Source organism: Bacillus sp. BD59S, from assembly GCF_007363175.1.
GTDB lineage: Bacteria > Bacillota > Bacilli > Bacillales > Bacillaceae_G > Bacillus_A > Bacillus_A pacificus.
In genome coordinates, this window is record NZ_CP034686.1 from 4436257 (window position 1) to 4451934 (window position 15678).

The 15678-nt window shown below is 36.8% G+C and carries 19 protein-coding genes, 1 pseudogene and 1 riboswitch; of the genes and pseudogenes, 10 read left to right on the top strand and 10 right to left on the bottom strand.

The features are described from left to right. Positions 1-34 precede the first annotated feature (34 nt). The 3 genes from EKQ63_RS25320 to EKQ63_RS25330 are packed head-to-tail and all read right to left on the bottom strand — an operon-like array spanning position 35 to position 2216. Complete coding sequence (locus EKQ63_RS25320) at positions 35-268, bottom strand: hypothetical protein (RefSeq protein ID WP_140421175.1); 234 nt, start codon at positions 266-268, stop codon at positions 35-37. Between the two features lie 42 nt (positions 269-310). Beyond that, entirely contained in the window at positions 311-1375 is a 1065-nt protein-coding gene (locus tag EKQ63_RS25325; RefSeq protein ID WP_001102457.1) for a tetraprenyl-beta-curcumene synthase family protein, read from the bottom strand. Positions 1376-1412: 37 nt separating this feature from the next. Next, positions 1413-2216, bottom strand: coding sequence for an alpha/beta hydrolase (locus EKQ63_RS25330; protein ID WP_087954918.1), 804 nt, complete (start codon positions 2214-2216; stop codon positions 1413-1415). Positions 2217-2290: 74 nt separating this feature from the next. On the opposite strand from EKQ63_RS25330, the gene EKQ63_RS25335 reads away from it, so the two are divergent. The 3 genes from EKQ63_RS25335 (at position 2291) to EKQ63_RS25345 (ending at position 4636) form a co-directional block, all read left to right on the top strand. Continuing rightward, on the top strand, positions 2291-2803 hold the full coding sequence (locus EKQ63_RS25335; RefSeq protein ID WP_000640209.1) for a gamma carbonic anhydrase: 513 nt from the start codon (positions 2291-2293) through the stop codon (positions 2801-2803). 144 nt (positions 2804-2947) lie between these two features. Beyond that, positions 2948-3481 carry a phosphatase PAP2 family protein gene (locus EKQ63_RS25340; RefSeq protein ID WP_087995848.1) on the top strand — a complete coding sequence of 178 codons (534 nt, stop codon included), beginning with the start codon at positions 2948-2950 and terminating at the stop codon, positions 3479-3481. Positions 3482-3493: 12 nt separating this feature from the next. Next, positions 3494-4636 (top strand): glycosyltransferase family 4 protein, encoded by a 1143-nt coding sequence (locus EKQ63_RS25345; protein WP_087954027.1) that lies wholly within the window; start codon positions 3494-3496, stop codon positions 4634-4636. A 279-nt stretch (positions 4637-4915) separates the two neighbouring features. On the opposite strand, the gene EKQ63_RS25350 is transcribed toward EKQ63_RS25345, so the two are convergent. Beyond that, positions 4916-5518 carry a molybdenum cofactor guanylyltransferase gene (locus EKQ63_RS25350; protein WP_087995844.1) on the bottom strand — a complete coding sequence of 201 codons (603 nt, stop codon included), beginning with the start codon at positions 5516-5518 and terminating at the stop codon, positions 4916-4918. Then, entirely contained in the window at positions 5515-6024 is a 510-nt protein-coding gene (locus EKQ63_RS25355; RefSeq protein WP_143881610.1) for a MogA/MoaB family molybdenum cofactor biosynthesis protein, read from the bottom strand. Before EKQ63_RS25355 ends, EKQ63_RS25350 begins: the two co-directional genes overlap by 4 nt. Before the next feature lie 252 nt (positions 6025-6276). Here EKQ63_RS25355 and EKQ63_RS25360 point away from each other — a divergent pair, with 252 nt between their 5' ends. The 3 genes from EKQ63_RS25360 to EKQ63_RS25365 are packed head-to-tail and all read left to right on the top strand — an operon-like array spanning position 6277 to position 7187. After that, positions 6277-6456: a hypothetical protein gene (locus EKQ63_RS25360; RefSeq protein ID WP_087954024.1), complete on the top strand. Its 180-nt coding sequence runs from the start codon at positions 6277-6279 to the stop codon at positions 6454-6456. A 6-nt stretch (positions 6457-6462) separates the two neighbouring features. After that, positions 6463-6639: a hypothetical protein gene (locus EKQ63_RS30045; protein WP_087954023.1), complete on the top strand. Its 177-nt coding sequence runs from the start codon at positions 6463-6465 to the stop codon at positions 6637-6639. Between the two features lie 23 nt (positions 6640-6662). Next, the gene (locus EKQ63_RS25365) at positions 6663-7187 is read left to right on the top strand and encodes a GNAT family N-acetyltransferase (protein ID WP_087954022.1); all 525 of its coding nucleotides are present in this window, start codon (positions 6663-6665) and stop codon (positions 7185-7187) included. A gap of 41 nt (positions 7188-7228) precedes the next feature. On the opposite strand, the gene metK is transcribed toward EKQ63_RS25365, so the two are convergent. Beyond that, the gene (gene metK / locus EKQ63_RS25370; protein ID WP_000163123.1) at positions 7229-8428 is read right to left on the bottom strand and encodes a methionine adenosyltransferase; all 1200 of its coding nucleotides are present in this window, start codon (positions 8426-8428) and stop codon (positions 7229-7231) included. Between the two features lie 169 nt (positions 8429-8597). Next, positions 8598-8719, bottom strand: a riboswitch (SAM riboswitch). 228 nt (positions 8720-8947) lie between these two features. Between metK and pckA the strand changes: the two genes are divergently transcribed. Both pckA and EKQ63_RS25380 read left to right on the top strand, forming a co-directional pair. Next, positions 8948-10534, top strand: a complete 1587-nt coding sequence (gene pckA / locus EKQ63_RS25375; protein WP_000108805.1) for a phosphoenolpyruvate carboxykinase (ATP) — start codon at positions 8948-8950, stop codon at positions 10532-10534. 288 nt (positions 10535-10822) lie between these two features. Further along, positions 10823-11020, top strand: a complete 198-nt coding sequence (locus EKQ63_RS25380) for a hypothetical protein (RefSeq protein WP_087954021.1) — start codon at positions 10823-10825, stop codon at positions 11018-11020. A gap of 257 nt (positions 11021-11277) precedes the next feature. Here EKQ63_RS25380 and EKQ63_RS25385 read toward each other — a convergent pair whose 3' ends face one another. After that, the gene (locus tag EKQ63_RS25385) at positions 11278-11661 is read right to left on the bottom strand and encodes an ATP synthase subunit I (protein ID WP_048551200.1); all 384 of its coding nucleotides are present in this window, start codon (positions 11659-11661) and stop codon (positions 11278-11280) included. Positions 11662-11940: 279 nt separating this feature from the next. Here EKQ63_RS25385 and EKQ63_RS25390 point away from each other — a divergent pair, with 279 nt between their 5' ends. Next, entirely contained in the window at positions 11941-12162 is a 222-nt protein-coding gene (locus tag EKQ63_RS25390) for a hypothetical protein (protein ID WP_000639042.1), read from the top strand. A 28-nt stretch (positions 12163-12190) separates the two neighbouring features. On the opposite strand, the gene EKQ63_RS25395 is transcribed toward EKQ63_RS25390, so the two are convergent. Both EKQ63_RS25395 and EKQ63_RS25400 read right to left on the bottom strand, forming a co-directional pair. Continuing rightward, a complete protein-coding gene (locus tag EKQ63_RS25395) occupies positions 12191-13096 on the bottom strand; it encodes a DMT family transporter (RefSeq protein ID WP_087954020.1) in 906 nt (301 codons plus the stop codon). A gap of 227 nt (positions 13097-13323) precedes the next feature. After that, positions 13324-13647, bottom strand: a complete 324-nt coding sequence (locus tag EKQ63_RS25400) for an iron-sulfur cluster biosynthesis family protein (protein ID WP_143881611.1) — start codon at positions 13645-13647, stop codon at positions 13324-13326. Between the two features lie 326 nt (positions 13648-13973). On the opposite strand from EKQ63_RS25400, the gene EKQ63_RS25405 reads away from it, so the two are divergent. Then, positions 13974-14894 carry a Nif3-like dinuclear metal center hexameric protein gene (locus EKQ63_RS25405; RefSeq protein WP_087995832.1) on the top strand — a complete coding sequence of 307 codons (921 nt, stop codon included), beginning with the start codon at positions 13974-13976 and terminating at the stop codon, positions 14892-14894. A 21-nt stretch (positions 14895-14915) separates the two neighbouring features. Here EKQ63_RS25405 and EKQ63_RS25410 read toward each other — a convergent pair. Then, positions 14916-15188, bottom strand: a pseudogene (locus EKQ63_RS25410) (HAD family hydrolase); the annotation flags it as partial. Between the last annotated feature and the right edge of the window lie 490 nt (positions 15189-15678).

Genomic DNA, 15678 nt, shown 5'->3' on the forward strand with positions numbered 1-15678 from the left:
AAAAGCATTTGTACTCTCGTGTACAAATGCTTTTTTATTTACTATTTTCTTTTTTTCTACCACTTATTAAAAAGACAATATCTACTATAATAATCAATGCAATAATAACTTGGGCTACGTAATCCATCATTGTAGGACCACCGGCTTTATTCATCATCATATACGTTCCTGTTACAAATGAAATGGAAAGTAGCACGAGTAATATAACCTCAATATGGTCATATAGCTTTTGAAACAATCTCTTCATTTCCGCCACCACCTTTACCATATTATAACAAAAAAAACCACTCTACATGAGTGGTTTTCTTCATCACTGCGCCGTTTTCTTTCGGTACATCTTCCCGTTCCAATAGAAGAATCGTGAAGTGAGACCACCGTATTTTACAATGCGCCGTGCCATTTTGTGCATATTCTTTTGTGCTGATACTTTTTGGTCTGATAAATAAATACCAAGTAACCCTCGGCTTATGAGACGATGAAACTTTGCATGAGGCAAATCACCAATGCTCTTCTCTGCTTCTTCTACAAAGTGTTTCATACGATCTAATATAACTTGCTCGTTTTCGTAATAACTACAGAAATTTAAATCTCCGCCTATACGGTCTTCTTCTTGATCAATGAAATAATCAAGTAAAATATGAAGTCCTTGTACGTAAGGGAAGTACCCTTGTCTAATTTTCGCAATATCTTCATCATGTAATTCATCATGAAAGGCATATGCCACAAGGCAGAAGATTCCAAGTGTAGAACCAGCACATGCTGAAAATTCAAACCAACTCATCTCTGGTAAGTTTTCTTTATGCGCTTCAAACCACGTTTGTAATCGTGGTTCTCTTTCTTCTAATTTCACATGTTTATGAATTTGCAAATCACAATAATAACAAGCAAGTTCATGAAGAATAGGAGCAATTTTGTCATAGTGCTTCGTTTTCTTTAAAACATCTTGGCATGTTTCAACAAGTTCATCTAAATAACCACCATCATCTTGATCATCACGATAACGATAATAATTACCGCCACCTTCTACTTCAGGTGATAATGCCATTAACATCGATTCATGCAGTGCGGCAAAATCATTTGGATCAAGTGATGTACTGCGATCACATAAATTATCTAAGTAGTCACTAATCGTTTGATATGCGACGATAAAACGAATACATTCCTCTCGGTGTTCATTTGCTAATAGCGCTAAAATGCCACCGCCTTCGCAATGAAACGTTTTATGCTCAATACTTGCGATTGCCTGACTATGAAGCTCATCATTCGGAATATGGTAGGCACGCTCTTTCCACATCGCTAGCTCATGGTGTACAACCGGAAACACATCACGGTATACTTTCGCCATGAGCGTTATGGGATTACTCGGTACGTTCACTTCTTCCTTCATCTCCTCTATTCAATGTACAAATAATTTACTTATTTGTTTCTATTATGTTATTGATGCGTATTTCAGTAAATGACTGAATATAATTCAAAATTTCATCACGCTCATACTCATTTAATAACTCATGATAACAATTCGGCCATTCTTTAAAAGCCTTATCACTTATTTTAACATTATCAAACCAAGTACGGACACGTATTTTATCTACAAGTTTATCCTCACATGCTTGCATTAGCAAGAGCGGAACATCTGGAAAATCATCTATTTTCTTATGGGCAATTTCAATAGACTTAATCAATTCACTATACCAACGTACTGATACTTTGCGCAAGAACAATGAATCATTCTCCATTGCATCTCTCACTTCATGATTACGAGTTGACATTTCCACTGTAAGATTCGTTGCGAATTGCAATTTTGGTGCGATAATATTTAATATTTTTGAGGCAGCTTGCAGCGGTGCAGAAGGTTCAGCTAATACGCCTAAACATGGCGAACTTAAAATAATGCCATCTACATCTTCTCTCTTCGTTTCTTGCATCATACGAATGACGATAAGACCACCCATACTATGACCAAATAAAAAGATAGGCAACCTATACTTTCTTGCCTCTTTCACCCATAATTTAACTTCCTCTATGTATTCATCAAATGAATCAATATGTCCTCTATTTCTTGAAGTCGTTCCATGTGACGGAAGGTCTCCCATCACGACGTGGTAGCCGTTATAATTCCACATTTCCGCCACGGCTTCATAACGTCCGTGATATTCCATCGCTCCGTGCACAATAACGATTACAGCCTTTGCTTCCTCCGCTTCGTAATTCCACATACGAACCTCCTCCATTTCACTCTTTTTCATAATTTGATACACTGAAACTAGTCTCTAGGAAAGGAAGGCTTTACATGATATATCCTTATAAAGAAAAAAATCCGAAAATTGCGAGTAGTGCTTTTATCGCTGACTACGTTACCATTACAGGTGATGTTTCCGTTGGCGAGGAATCAAGTATTTGGTTTAATACAGTTATACGCGGCGATGTTTCACCAACAATCATCGGAGACCGGGTAAATGTACAAGATCAATGTACACTTCATCAAAGTCCACAGTATCCTCTTATTTTAGAAGATGACGTTACAGTTGGGCATCAAGTTATTTTACATAGCTGTCATATTAAAAAAGATGCTTTAATTGGAATGGGATCTATTATATTAGATGGCGCTGAAATTGGCGAAGGAGCCTTTATCGGTGCTGGAAGCCTCGTTTCACAAGGAAAGAAAATCCCGCCAAACACGTTAGCTTTCGGTCGTCCAGCGAAAGTCGTTCGTGAATTAACAGAGGAAGACCGTAAAGACATGGAGCGAATTCGCACGCAATATGTTGAAAAAGGTCAATATTATAAATCACTACAAAAATAATTTTACCGCTGCCATAACACTGGCAGCTTTTTTTATATAAAATCTAACTTTTTCTTTACAAAACATTATTACTCCCTCAACAAAATCTTATTAAAATAAAAGCTAATATCTCCATATATATGTAAACGAGGGAGGAGAATTTTCATGAAGGTCAGTGGACTGTATAAAATAGAATGTTACATTTTCAAAGGAATTAACCAATACTTTGATCAAAAAACGTTAAATGTCTTTTTCAGCAATATTACTCATATCGGCGGCGCGACTTTCTCCATCGCACTCACACTATTCTTTTTAATTTTCGCAGATGGAACTTTGCACCAAGTTGCAATTGCAACTGCTATTTCGTTAGCAATTAGCCATATTCCTGTGCAAATATTAAAAAGATGGTATCCGCGAAAACGTCCTTATTTAACAATTCAGGATGCAAAATATCCAGTCCATCCATTACAAGACCACTCTTTCCCGTCTGGTCACACAACAGCCGTTTTCTCTGTCTTTATTCCATTTATTTGCTATAATCCAAGCTTACTTGTCTTTCTATTACCGTTAGCATTATGCGTTGGTATTTCGCGCATTTATTTAGGGCTTCACTATCCGTCTGATGTATTCGTCGGTATGTGCCTCGGCACTTGCTCTGGCATCATCTCTTTTTATCAATTCATCCCACTTTTCACATAAAGGAGTGATATGATGAGAGTCGCCATTTTTACCGATACTTTTACGCCACAAGTGAACGGGGTTGCGAAAACGTTAGCGCGGTTAACACGATATTTTCAGAGAGAAAAAATCGCCTATTCTGTTTTCGCTCCTCAGCATACAGCTGAAGATAATTTCGTAGCGAATGTGAATAAGATGAGAAGTATCCCGTTAACAATATTATATCCAGAATGTCGTTTTTCTTTTCCTACTCCGCGCATTAAACGAGAACTTCTTGCCTTTAAACCTGACATGATTCACATTGCCACACCTTTCAACATGGGACTTTGTGGACTGTATTACGCAAAAAAGTTAAACATCCCAGTTGTCGGTTCTTATCATACTGATTTCGATGCTTATTTACGCTATTACAAAATTGAATTTCTCTCCAATATGCTTTGGAACTATTTAAAATGGTTTCATAGTCATATGCAAAAAAATTTCGTTCCCTCCCCTGAAACATTACATCAATTAAAACATAAAGGCTTTCAAGCTCTCTCTATATGGGGACGTGGTGTAGATTGCACACTCTTTCATCCATCTTACAATACAGACCTATTCCGAAAAAAATATAATATTACAGCGAAGTATGTCCTTTCCTATGTTGGACGGATTGCTCCTGAAAAAGATATTGATACGTTGCAAAATCTTATCGTTAAATCAACGCATACTCGAAACGATATTCATTGGCTTATAGCAGGAGACGGTCCTCTAGCAACAAATTTGCGTGAAACTGTTCCGCAAACAAATGTCACGTTTACTGGCTATTTACAAGGCGTAGATTTAGCTGAAGCATATGCTTGTTCTAACTTGATGGTATTTCCATCAGCTACTGAAACATTCGGAAATGTTGTACTTGAATCGCTTGCATGCGGTACACCTGTCATCGGTGCAAATAGTGGCGGGGTTAAAAATATTATTACAGATGGAAAAACGGGAGTTCTTTGTCCGCCCAAAAATGAGGACGCATTTCTATCATCCATTTATTCTTTATTACAAAATGAAGAAAAACTGGAGCAGATGGGAATAGCAGCTTCATCTTATGCGAAATCAAAGAGCTGGGATGAGATCTTTCGTGGCTTGCTTAACCAATATGAAGAAGTCCTTCAGCATAACGAATCAGAGTTGCTTGCTTAAATAAAAAAACTCCCTTCAAAAAGAAGGGGGTTTTTTACATATTTGCAAAATTAACTTAATTTAATAATACACAAGGTTAAATATCCTTTTATCCCTATATTCATTATAACAAAAATAAACATAACTAAATAGACTTGTAATAAAAACCCATAAAAATCAATATATGGTTATACATTATTTTAACTGTATAGTGATTTTAAGAAATTCCCCTTAAAATCAACTTACTCACATACCTTTATACAGTAATTGTTCCCCAATTTCTGTATACCAAAAAACCTTTCATTCATTTGAAAGGTCTTTTTGAGCCTGCACATATTCTTCTTTCGTATTCACATTTATAAACCAATCCGCATTCGCTTGTACATCTTCACCAGCAATATATTTCACATTACATTGTGATAAAAGCTGGCCCATACTTCTTTTTTCTTTCTGAAGCAAAGCATAAATCTTTTCTTTCACGCGGTTATGATACGCTGCAAGTAACGGTTGTTTCCTTCCATTAATAATAGGTACAACCGCATCGTATTCATTGCTCGTTTGCTCTAGCAAAATGGTAAACCATTCTTGCGAAACATTTGGCGCATCGCATGGCATAATAGCGTACCAATCTGCTTCTATATATTCCATTCCTGATACAATTCCAGCAAGTGGCCCGTCCCCTTTATAATGCGGAATATCTTCGATAACAGGCACTTGTACGAATTTCTCTACTCTCTCTTTTATATGAGAATGACTAATGACTACAACTTCTTGGAGCGCACTTGTCATCACTTTCAAAATATGCTCAATAAAAGTACTCCCTTGCCAGCTTGCTAATGCTTTCGGCTCACCGAATCTACTCGACATACCACCCGCTAATACAATTCCAGCCCACTTACTCATTGGCGATGCAACTCAAATGTAATATGACCTAGTTCTGGTAAAATTAATTTATTCATCGCAAGGTGAACCGCTCCGCTCGATCCTGGCATCGAGAAAACTACTTTGCGCCCAATTGTGCCACCAATCGCTCTGCTTAACATTGCGCTGCTTCCGATATCTTCTAAATAACTAATCATGCGGAACAACTCACCAAATCCAACAATTTCTTTATGTAATAACGCTGATACTGCTTCAATCGTCACATCGCGTTTCGTAATACCAGTTCCGCCATTTGTTAATACAACGTCTACATCTTCCCTATGATAACCAGCTAATACTGCCTGCTGAATACTTTCTTTATCATCTTTTACAATTTCATAAGAAGTCACTTTATGTCCTGCTTCTTTTAGCAATGCATGTAATAGTTGTCCGCTCTTATCTGTCTCTTCTGTACGTGTATCGGAAATCGTCACGATCTTACAACGTACTTCTTTTGGCGCTTGTTTTTTATGTTCGGTTACGCTCATTTTTTCATCTTTCCTTTCTTAAAGACTTTTCTTCATTTTATCATACATATCTTTACACAATTATGTATGAAGCCAACAACGGGCCATGATACAATATAAGTATACTAACCCACAAAAAGGAAAATGAAAACATCCTTTCTTATCCCCCTAGACTTCACATCGTTAGCTAACCTTTAACTTTTTGGTATTTTCTACAGATTAAAATTCAGTTTTTAAAATTGCACTACCAAATAAATCGGAGGTCTACATATTATGGAACTATACAAAAAATTAACAACAACATTCATCCTCTTATTCGTCGCTTCCATCACTGTTGGCTTTTCTCTAAAAGGCGCAATTCCATACGCTACATCAGTAAGTATTATATGCGCAACACTATTTTTACTAAGCAGTGCTTTTTGCGCAGGCAAAGCACGTCAAATGAAAGGGTAATTACATATGTTCAAGAAGAAACCAATCCTTTGTAAATCATGCGGGAAAGAAATACAAACGTATGAAAAAGCGTGGATTCATATGCCATTTCCGTCAAGTGGTATGACTAATATAAGAAAGTATATTGAACTAGAAGGACACATTTATTGTAGCTCGTGTATTGAAATAATGAACAAAAACTAGTAAATACAAAAGGTGGGCTTATATTGTTTGAATCAAACCGTATCCAGTTACGAAAGTTTTCCGAAGATGATATTCTAACGTATTATAAATGGCATAATGATATAGACGTTATGAGTTCAACTACACTTAACCTTGATAAATATTCCTTACAAGATACAGAAAAACTTTGCCAGCAATTTATTCATTCTCCAAACTCTAAGAGCTATATCATTGAAGAAAAAGCTACGAACCTTCCAATTGGTATTACGTCTTTAATTCATATTGATTCGTATAATCGAAACGCTGAATGCATTATTGATATTGGTAAAAAGGATTACTGGGGGCAAGGTTATGGGAAGGAAGCTTTCACCTTATTATTGAATTATGCATTTTTAGAATTAAATTTACATCGCCTTTCTTTACGAGTATTTTCTTTTAACGATAGAGCAATTAAATTATATAAATCACTCGGTTTTCAACATGAAGGAACTTGTAAAGAAGCTATATTCCGCAACGGCACTTGGCATGACATTGAACTCTTCGCTTTATTCCAACGTAATTATAAATAAAAAAAGCTTTGCGCTCACCGCGCAAAGCTTTTTTTCATATATTATAGACCAGCTTGCTCTTTTAAAGCTGCAGCTTTGTCTGTACGTTCCCATGATAGATCTACATCAGTACGTCCGAAGTGACCGTAAGCTGCTGTTTGTTTGTAAATTGGGCGACGTAAGTCTAGCATTTTAATAATACCAGCTGGGCGAAGATCGAAGTTGTTACGAACTAGTTCTACTAGTACGTCTTCAGATACTTTACCAGTGCCGAATGTATCAACTGAAATTGATACTGGTTGTGCTACACCGATTGCGTATGCAAGTTGTACTTCTGCTTTTTCAGCAAGACCAGCTGCTACGATGTTTTTCGCAACATAACGAGCTGCATATGCTGCAGAACGGTCAACTTTTGTTGCATCTTTACCAGAGAATGCACCGCCACCGTGGCGAGCGTATCCACCGTAAGTATCAACGATGATTTTACGTCCTGTTAAACCAGCATCACCTTGTGGTCCACCAATTACGAAGCGGCCAGTTGGGTTAATGAAGAATTTTGTTTCTCCATCCATTAATTCTGCTGGTACTACAGCTTTAATTACGTGCTCTTTTAAGTCGCGATCGATTTCTTCCCATGTAACATCTGGGTGATGTTGTGTAGAAATTACGATAGTATCAACACGTACCGGTTTACCATTTTCATCATACTCAACTGTAACTTGCGTTTTTCCATCCGGACGTAGGTATGATAATGTATCATCTTTACGTACTTCAGTTAAACGGCGAGCTAATTTGTGAGCAAGCGAGATTGGAAGTGGCATTAACTCTTGTGTTTCATTACATGCGAAACCAAACATTAAACCTTGGTCTCCTGCACCAATTGCCTCAATCTCAGCGTCAGTCATTTGACCTTCGCGTGCTTCTAGCGCTTGGTCAACACCCATAGCGATGTCAGCAGATTGCTCATCGATAGATGTTAAAACTGCACAAGTTTCTGCATCGAATCCGTATTTTGCGCGTGTGTAACCAATGCCTTGAATTGTTTCACGAACGATTTTTGGAATATCTACGTAAGTAGAAGTCGTAATTTCCCCCGCTACCAATACTAAACCAGTTGTTACAGTTGTTTCACAAGCTACACGTGCATTTGCGTCTTTTGATAAGATCGCATCTAAAATTGAATCAGAAATTTGGTCACAAATCTTATCTGGATGTCCTTCAGTTACAGACTCAGATGTGAACAGATGACGTTTTTTTGTCATGTGGTAAACCTCCCTACAGTAATTGTATATATTGTACGGAACTCATCCTTAATTTGCCACAGATTGCGACATACATTTATTCTCCCACACAAGCATACAGAAAAACCTTTCCTACATAATAGAGAGGAAAGGTTTAATTTGCTACTTGCATACTGCTTTTTGCCCTTCGCTCTTATCGTTCGAGACCTGTAGCCTCGCACAGGTTTTAGCACCTATTCACTTGTGTTTACCAATACAAGTGAGGTTGCTGGGCTTCATCGGGCCTGTCCCTCCGCCAGCTCGGGATAAGAGAGTATCCGTCCCAACCTATACTAAAGAAATGATATTCATTTGTCAATTAATATTCACATTTTCCTGAAAGTTTTTCTCAGTGCGCCTGAAATGAAATATTAATAAGGAAATAATTCATTCACACAAACAAAAAGAAATAAATAGTATACATTATTTATATAATTGTGTTATACTCTTGTTGGGGATTACGAGAAATATTTCATTAAATGAAAAGGATGGTATATAAATATGAGTACTGTGAATGTCCAAATTGGTTTACACGAATTATTGAACGGAAGCAATGCACAGATTCAACTAAGTGTTCCGCAATTAGTGGAAAAAGTATTAATGCGAAATGAAGGGAAATTAACTTCGACTGGTGCCGTTTCTGCTTCAACTGGAAAATATACAGGACGTTCTCCTAAAGATAAATTTATTGTGAAAGAAGCATCGGTTGCTGACAAAATTGCTTGGGGAGCAGTGAACCAACCGATTTCTGAAGAACATTTTAATAAATTATATACGAAAGTTTTAGAATACTTAAAAGAGAAAGAAGAGTTATTCGTCTTCAAAGGATTTGCAGGCGCTGACCGCAATTACCGCCTACCAATTCAAGTTATTAATGAATATGCATGGCACAATTTATTTGTACATCAATTATTCATTCGTCCAACTGAAGAAGAATTAACAACTCATGAATCAGAGTTTACAATTGTTTCTGCACCGAATTTCAAAGCTGATCCAGCTGTTGACGGTACAAACTCTGAAGCATTCATTATGGTTTCATTCGAAAAACGTATCGTACTAATTGGTGGTACAGAATACGCTGGAGAAATGAAAAAATCAATCTTCTCTATTATGAACTTCTTATTACCTGAACAAGATATCCTTTCTATGCATTGCTCTGCAAACGTAGGTGAAGAAGGCGACGTAGCACTATTCTTCGGTTTATCTGGAACAGGTAAAACAACATTATCTGCTGATCCAAACCGTAAATTAATCGGTGATGATGAGCACGGTTGGTCTGATAACGGTGTATTCAATATTGAAGGCGGTTGCTACGCAAAATGTGTAAACCTTTCTCACGAGAAAGAACCACAAATTTTCGATGCAATCACATTTGGATCTGTTTTAGAAAACGTTATCATTAATGACCAAACGCGTATCGCAGACTATAACGATACTACTTTAACAGAAAATACTCGTGCTGCATACCCTATGCATGCGATCGACAATATCGTACTGCCAAGTGTTGCAGGACACCCAAATACAATCATCTTCTTAACTGCTGATGCATCAGGCGTATTGCCTCCAATCAGTAAGTTATCAAAAGAACAAGCTATGTACCATTTCTTAAGTGGTTATACTAGTAAACTAGCAGGAACAGAGCGCGGCGTTACATCTCCGCAAGCAACATTCTCAACTTGCTTCGGTTCACCATTCTTACCACTTGATGCATCTCGCTATGCTGAAATGCTTGGTGAAAAGATCGAGAAACACGATGCGAAAGTATTCTTAGTAAACACTGGCTGGACTGGTGGCGAATACGGCGTTGGTAAACGTATGAACTTAGGTTACACTCGCGCAATGATTCAATCGGCATTAAGCGGTGAACTTGCGAAAACTGAAACAGCTAAACATGACATCTTCGGTCTTGAAGTTCCACTTCACGTACCAGGTGTACCTGACGAAGTGTTAATGCCTGAACAAACTTGGGCTGATAAAGCTGCTTACAAAGCAAAAGCAATCGAACTTGCAAATGAATTCAAAGCTAACTTCAAAAAGTTCGACAGCGTATCTGAAGACATTATTAACTTAGGCGGCCCAATCGCTTAAGTGCAAACTTTCTGTTGGAATCACCCTTTACTCATATGAATAAGTGTCGTGTAACCGTAAAGTTTCGCGTACTCACCGACAAAACCCAATGCGGCTTAACGGTTACACACACTTACATAAAAAAGAAGCTTACGTTTTTGCGTAAGCTTCTTTCTTTATCTTATATAAAGTGAAACGTTAATCTCTCATCTGTGACTTAGTTCGTTAATTTACAGAATTTTCTCTTTATAGTTATTTACTTTTAGTTTTCTATGATACAATTTACATATATAGGAAGGGGTGAAACCTATGAAAAACTTTTCTCGTACAGGAAAAATTTTATTCAGTTATGGAGCGATCCAAATGTTTTGGGGACTTGTAATGCTTAACGTTCATTTATTTGAGCATACAAGTGAAACGATAAAATATATTATTCTAATTATCGGAATAGTTTTTTGTATTATATCCAACTTTTTTAAAGAACCTAAAAGTCATACTCATACTTGATTTCATGTTAACTTATTGGAAGCAGATACCTACATTTTATTCAAAGTTTCACTTCCTGTTGTACTCCCCCTCGCAGAATCCCCTATCCCAGAATAACCTCATTTCCACACAGACAAATCACGGCTTCTAACATATAAATTATATCCCTACTCGCTACATCCTTCTGGTTTTACTCCGCGTGGGGCTAAAACAGTCCCTAACCGCTTCTATCCCCCGCTGGATCCTCTATTCCATCTAAAAAGAGGCTTTTTATCTTTTTATCTCTTCGTTAATTCTTTCTCATCTTTCATACTATAGTATCCTAAATTCACAACGATTAAGAAATAACCACCCATAATCCCTACTGCAAATGCCCACATAACCATGTGGTGCTCAATTTCGTACATAATAATAGCACCTAAAATAGCAGCGGCAAAACGATTAAACATACCGAGCGTCGGTGCTTTCGTTTTCTTTACAATACTATCTCCAAGCTTCTCAATTCTTCTCCCTAAAAGCCAAACGCAATACATACTTACAATAAGCCCAATTCCAGCGCCTAAAAAATGTGCTGAAAAAGGTGTTAGCATCCATCCTATTAACAAAATACCTAGTATATAATACGATTGAATTTTAAATGACCTTAATGACATACTAATCATGCTGTACCTCTCTTCATTCGTTCTTATTTATCCAACAAAAAATTTCTTTTAAATGCATATTCCTTAAATTCATTTCACTCAAATTAAAAACAACATAAACAGTATGTTTATGTTGTTTAAATGTTTTTAGAAAATAATATTATACAAGATTTCAAACATCATATTCTCATATTTTGTGACGGTTTTTCAAACTTTTTTCGTCCATTTATGAAAAAAATGATATCAATCTATGAACATACGGATATGATGTAATAAGTACACAAATAAAGGGGGCGTCTAATGATTTATTTTTTAATGGCTCTCATCCACCTTATTATCCCTGCACTTATTGGACTTTCATTGTATTGGTACACGAAAAATCATAGCATTTTTTACGCTGTCCTCGGTGTTCTTCTCCCAGGTATTATTCTTATTACACTCTTCCGTATTCCATTTTTAAACTTAATTCCACTTATTACTGCTATCTTATTTCTCATCTTCTTACCAAAAATAAAAAAATAGGAAAGCAGATCATAGGTGATCTGTTTTCCTATTTTGATATAGGTTCCCCCGCAGTAGAATGCACTTTTACTTTCTCCGATTTCACAAACCATAAACCGAAGAAAATAATAATTCCACCAATTATTTGTTGAAATGATACATATTCATTTGCCCATACAGCTGCAAATAAAACAGCTACAAGCGGCGTTATATACATATATACCATCGTATGTGACGCCCCAATTTTTTGAACTCCAACATACCACATTACTAAACCAAACACTGTTACAAAGAAAATAGAATATAGTAAAGCGAATAGTGTCATTCCGTGTGTAATGTGAAATGGCATTATAAATACGTGTGGTCCACTTAACAATAAGAGCGGAATCGCACCAACTAATGCTGACCATGCGGTAACACGTAGTGCTGAATATTTTTGAATTAATGGACCAGCTAAAACAGGATAAAGCCCCCAGCATATTGATGTAATGAGTCCAATCCCATTTCCATAAAAAGAACTAGCAAGTGAATGCCCTGCTACTAAAACTAATGCTGCCCCACCAAAAGCAATCATAGAACCGATTAACTTTCGAGAAGAAAATTTTTCTTGTTTCAAGAAAATCGCAAATAACGTTGTAAAAATAGGTGAAATAGAAATGAGTAAAGAGGCATTTGTAGCGGATGTATATTTGACAGTTTCCATAAATAATGTTTGATACAGTATAATACCTACAACGCTAACGATGATTAATCTAGGTATATCCTTTCGCTCCATATAAACCGACTTTTCAATAAAAAATGTAAGGAGTAACATAAGCGGTGCCGCCGATATCATCCGAAGTGCAGTAAACTCAATTGCTGTAAATTCTAAAAGTCCATATTTCGCAATCGTAAAATTAATCCCCCAAATAATAACGACTGCTAAAATTAATAATTCAATTCCCCATCTTCTCATGCGTATCCCCTCCGCAAATACGATTATACAGAAAATTCAATCACATGTACATTTCATTATGTGAAAAAATCTTTGTATTATATGCAACGTTTTGGTACATGAAATTATATCGGTGATTTTTCGAATATATCAGCGCAACTCGAATTATATCAACGATTTTTTAAATATAGCGACTTATACAATAGAAAAGGTGGTTCCAAAATACATTTTGGAACCACCTTTCTTTACTACACTGGAACGTGTAACTTCATGTTTGGATTATAAAATTGGCTCGGACTCTTCAGCTGAAAAGTTCCTCCACCTTCATGCCAATCAACTGTTAACTTGTCGTCCATAAATACAAGTTTTGTACGATCAGCGATAAAGTTCATTGTGCTGGATTCGATATCCACATCGCGCTCATCTTTTTCTGCTACAGCTACTAAATCGATAATTCCGCTCATTACACAACCGCAACCTTCATTATCGTAAAATAACTTTATATATTTCGCTTCATTTGGAATCGTATCCATAATCTTTTTATATGCTGCTTCTGTTACAGTAACGTACATACGTTAATCTTCATCCTCTCTTCTCGTATCCTTCATATATTGTACCACTATTTTTCTTGAAAAATATATACAGAAAATTAAGACTAATATACAATGTATGTGATAAAGGAGGTTGTATTACTCATGCTCAAATTACTACGATACCCCATCTTTTTAGGTCTACTCGGTAGCTTTTTTATTTCTAGCGGAATGGTATTACAACATATACTTCCCTATTCTCCTTCTATTGGTTGGATTCTAGGCTTTATTTGTTTCCTATCCGCTTCCTATTTTGCTATGAAAAACAACTAATAGAACAAGAACCAGTTCAAGGAGGATAATACAACATGCGAGCTTTAAAAGACATAGAACAATCACTCAATCATTTATTCCAAATCGAAAAATATGGAAAAGATAGTGCCTTTAGCCGATTTATCCCAGCTGTATATGATCCTATCCAATTTCCGTGGCAACAATTTTTCGAAACCAATTTTGTAGAGCTATTTAACGGTCTTATGATACGAGGAGCCGAAAATGTAAATAAAGTATTTTTAGCTGTTTTTCCTACAGATGACGTTCTTGAAACATTCATTTCACAATCTACATCTGGTGATTTACTTTTTATGCACCACCCACTTGTAATGGAATGCGGTGATCCGCTTGGAAAATCAGGGCGTGGCTTTATTCCAATACCTGAAAAATATTTACAAGCGATAAAAGAAAAACAACTTTCTATATATACATGTCACGGACCAATGGATGTTCATCAAACGCATGGAACGAGCATTTCAATTGCAAAGTCCTTACATGCTCATGTAGTTGAAGGTTTTGCATATGAAGGTCCAGAACAAGAGCCAGTTGGCCTTATTTGTGAAATAGATGAAACATCCACAGAAGCACTCCAAAAGCGTCTAAAAAATATCTTCCATATTCCTTATACAGACTTCGAAGGTAACCAACATGATTCCCTCAAAAAGATTGCAATTATCGCGGGATGTGGAGATGTCGTATCTCTCATGAAAGAAGCAGAAGCAAAAGGCGCTGAAGCATATATTACTGGAGAAATCCATTGCCATATCGACAATGATTACGGCAGGCATAAATACTCACTCATTATGGATTACGTAAAAGAAACGAATATGTCACTCATCGGAGTGTCACACTCTGCCTCTGAATATTTAGTGAAAGAGACAGTGATGTATGATTGGTTTACAGAAAATTTTGATGTGGATGTTACTTTGGTTCCACAAGAGAAATGGTGGGTATAAATTTTTAAAGAGATAGCTAATTTAGCTATCTCTTTTTACTAAACTTAAAATTTCATGAGGCGTTTGAAAAATATAATCAGCCTCTTCGAATCCTTTCTTTGCCTTCGCTCCCCACAGTGCTAAACCAAACTTTGCTCCCGCTTGTTTTGCGCATTGTAAGTCATATACTGAGTCACCTATGTATATCGCTTCTTGTGCATCTATATTCAATCTTTTTAGGCATGTCACAAGTGGCTCTGGATGTGGTTTATGTTTCATTGTATCTTCCACACAAATAGAGTTTTCAAAATAAGTAATGGATATTTTATAACTACTTATTATTCTGTATTTATTGAAAAAAATTCGATATACAATACACAATCATCCTATTTTTGGAATCTAGATTTACAATACAATCGACCACACAAAAATATAGAATCCGTAATATACATATAGTAGTTCTATTTTAAAAACTAGATTTTCAAAATATAGAAAGGAGAACATACATGTACCCACGTAATTGTTTTAGTTGCGATGGTAGACGCAATAGTGGTTCTAACGGGAACACGGGACCTTCTGGGGCTACCGGCAGTACTGGGCCTTCCGGAGCTACTGGGCCTACTGGCAGTACTGGACCTTCCGGGGCTACTGGGCCTACTGGCAGTACTGGACCTTCCGGGGCTACTGGGCCTACTGGCAGTACTGGACCTTCCGGGGCTACTGGGCCTACTGGTAATACTGGACCTTCCGGAGCTGGTTTACAAAGTACTACCGCATTTAGCCTCCGGAAACACTGGATCTACCG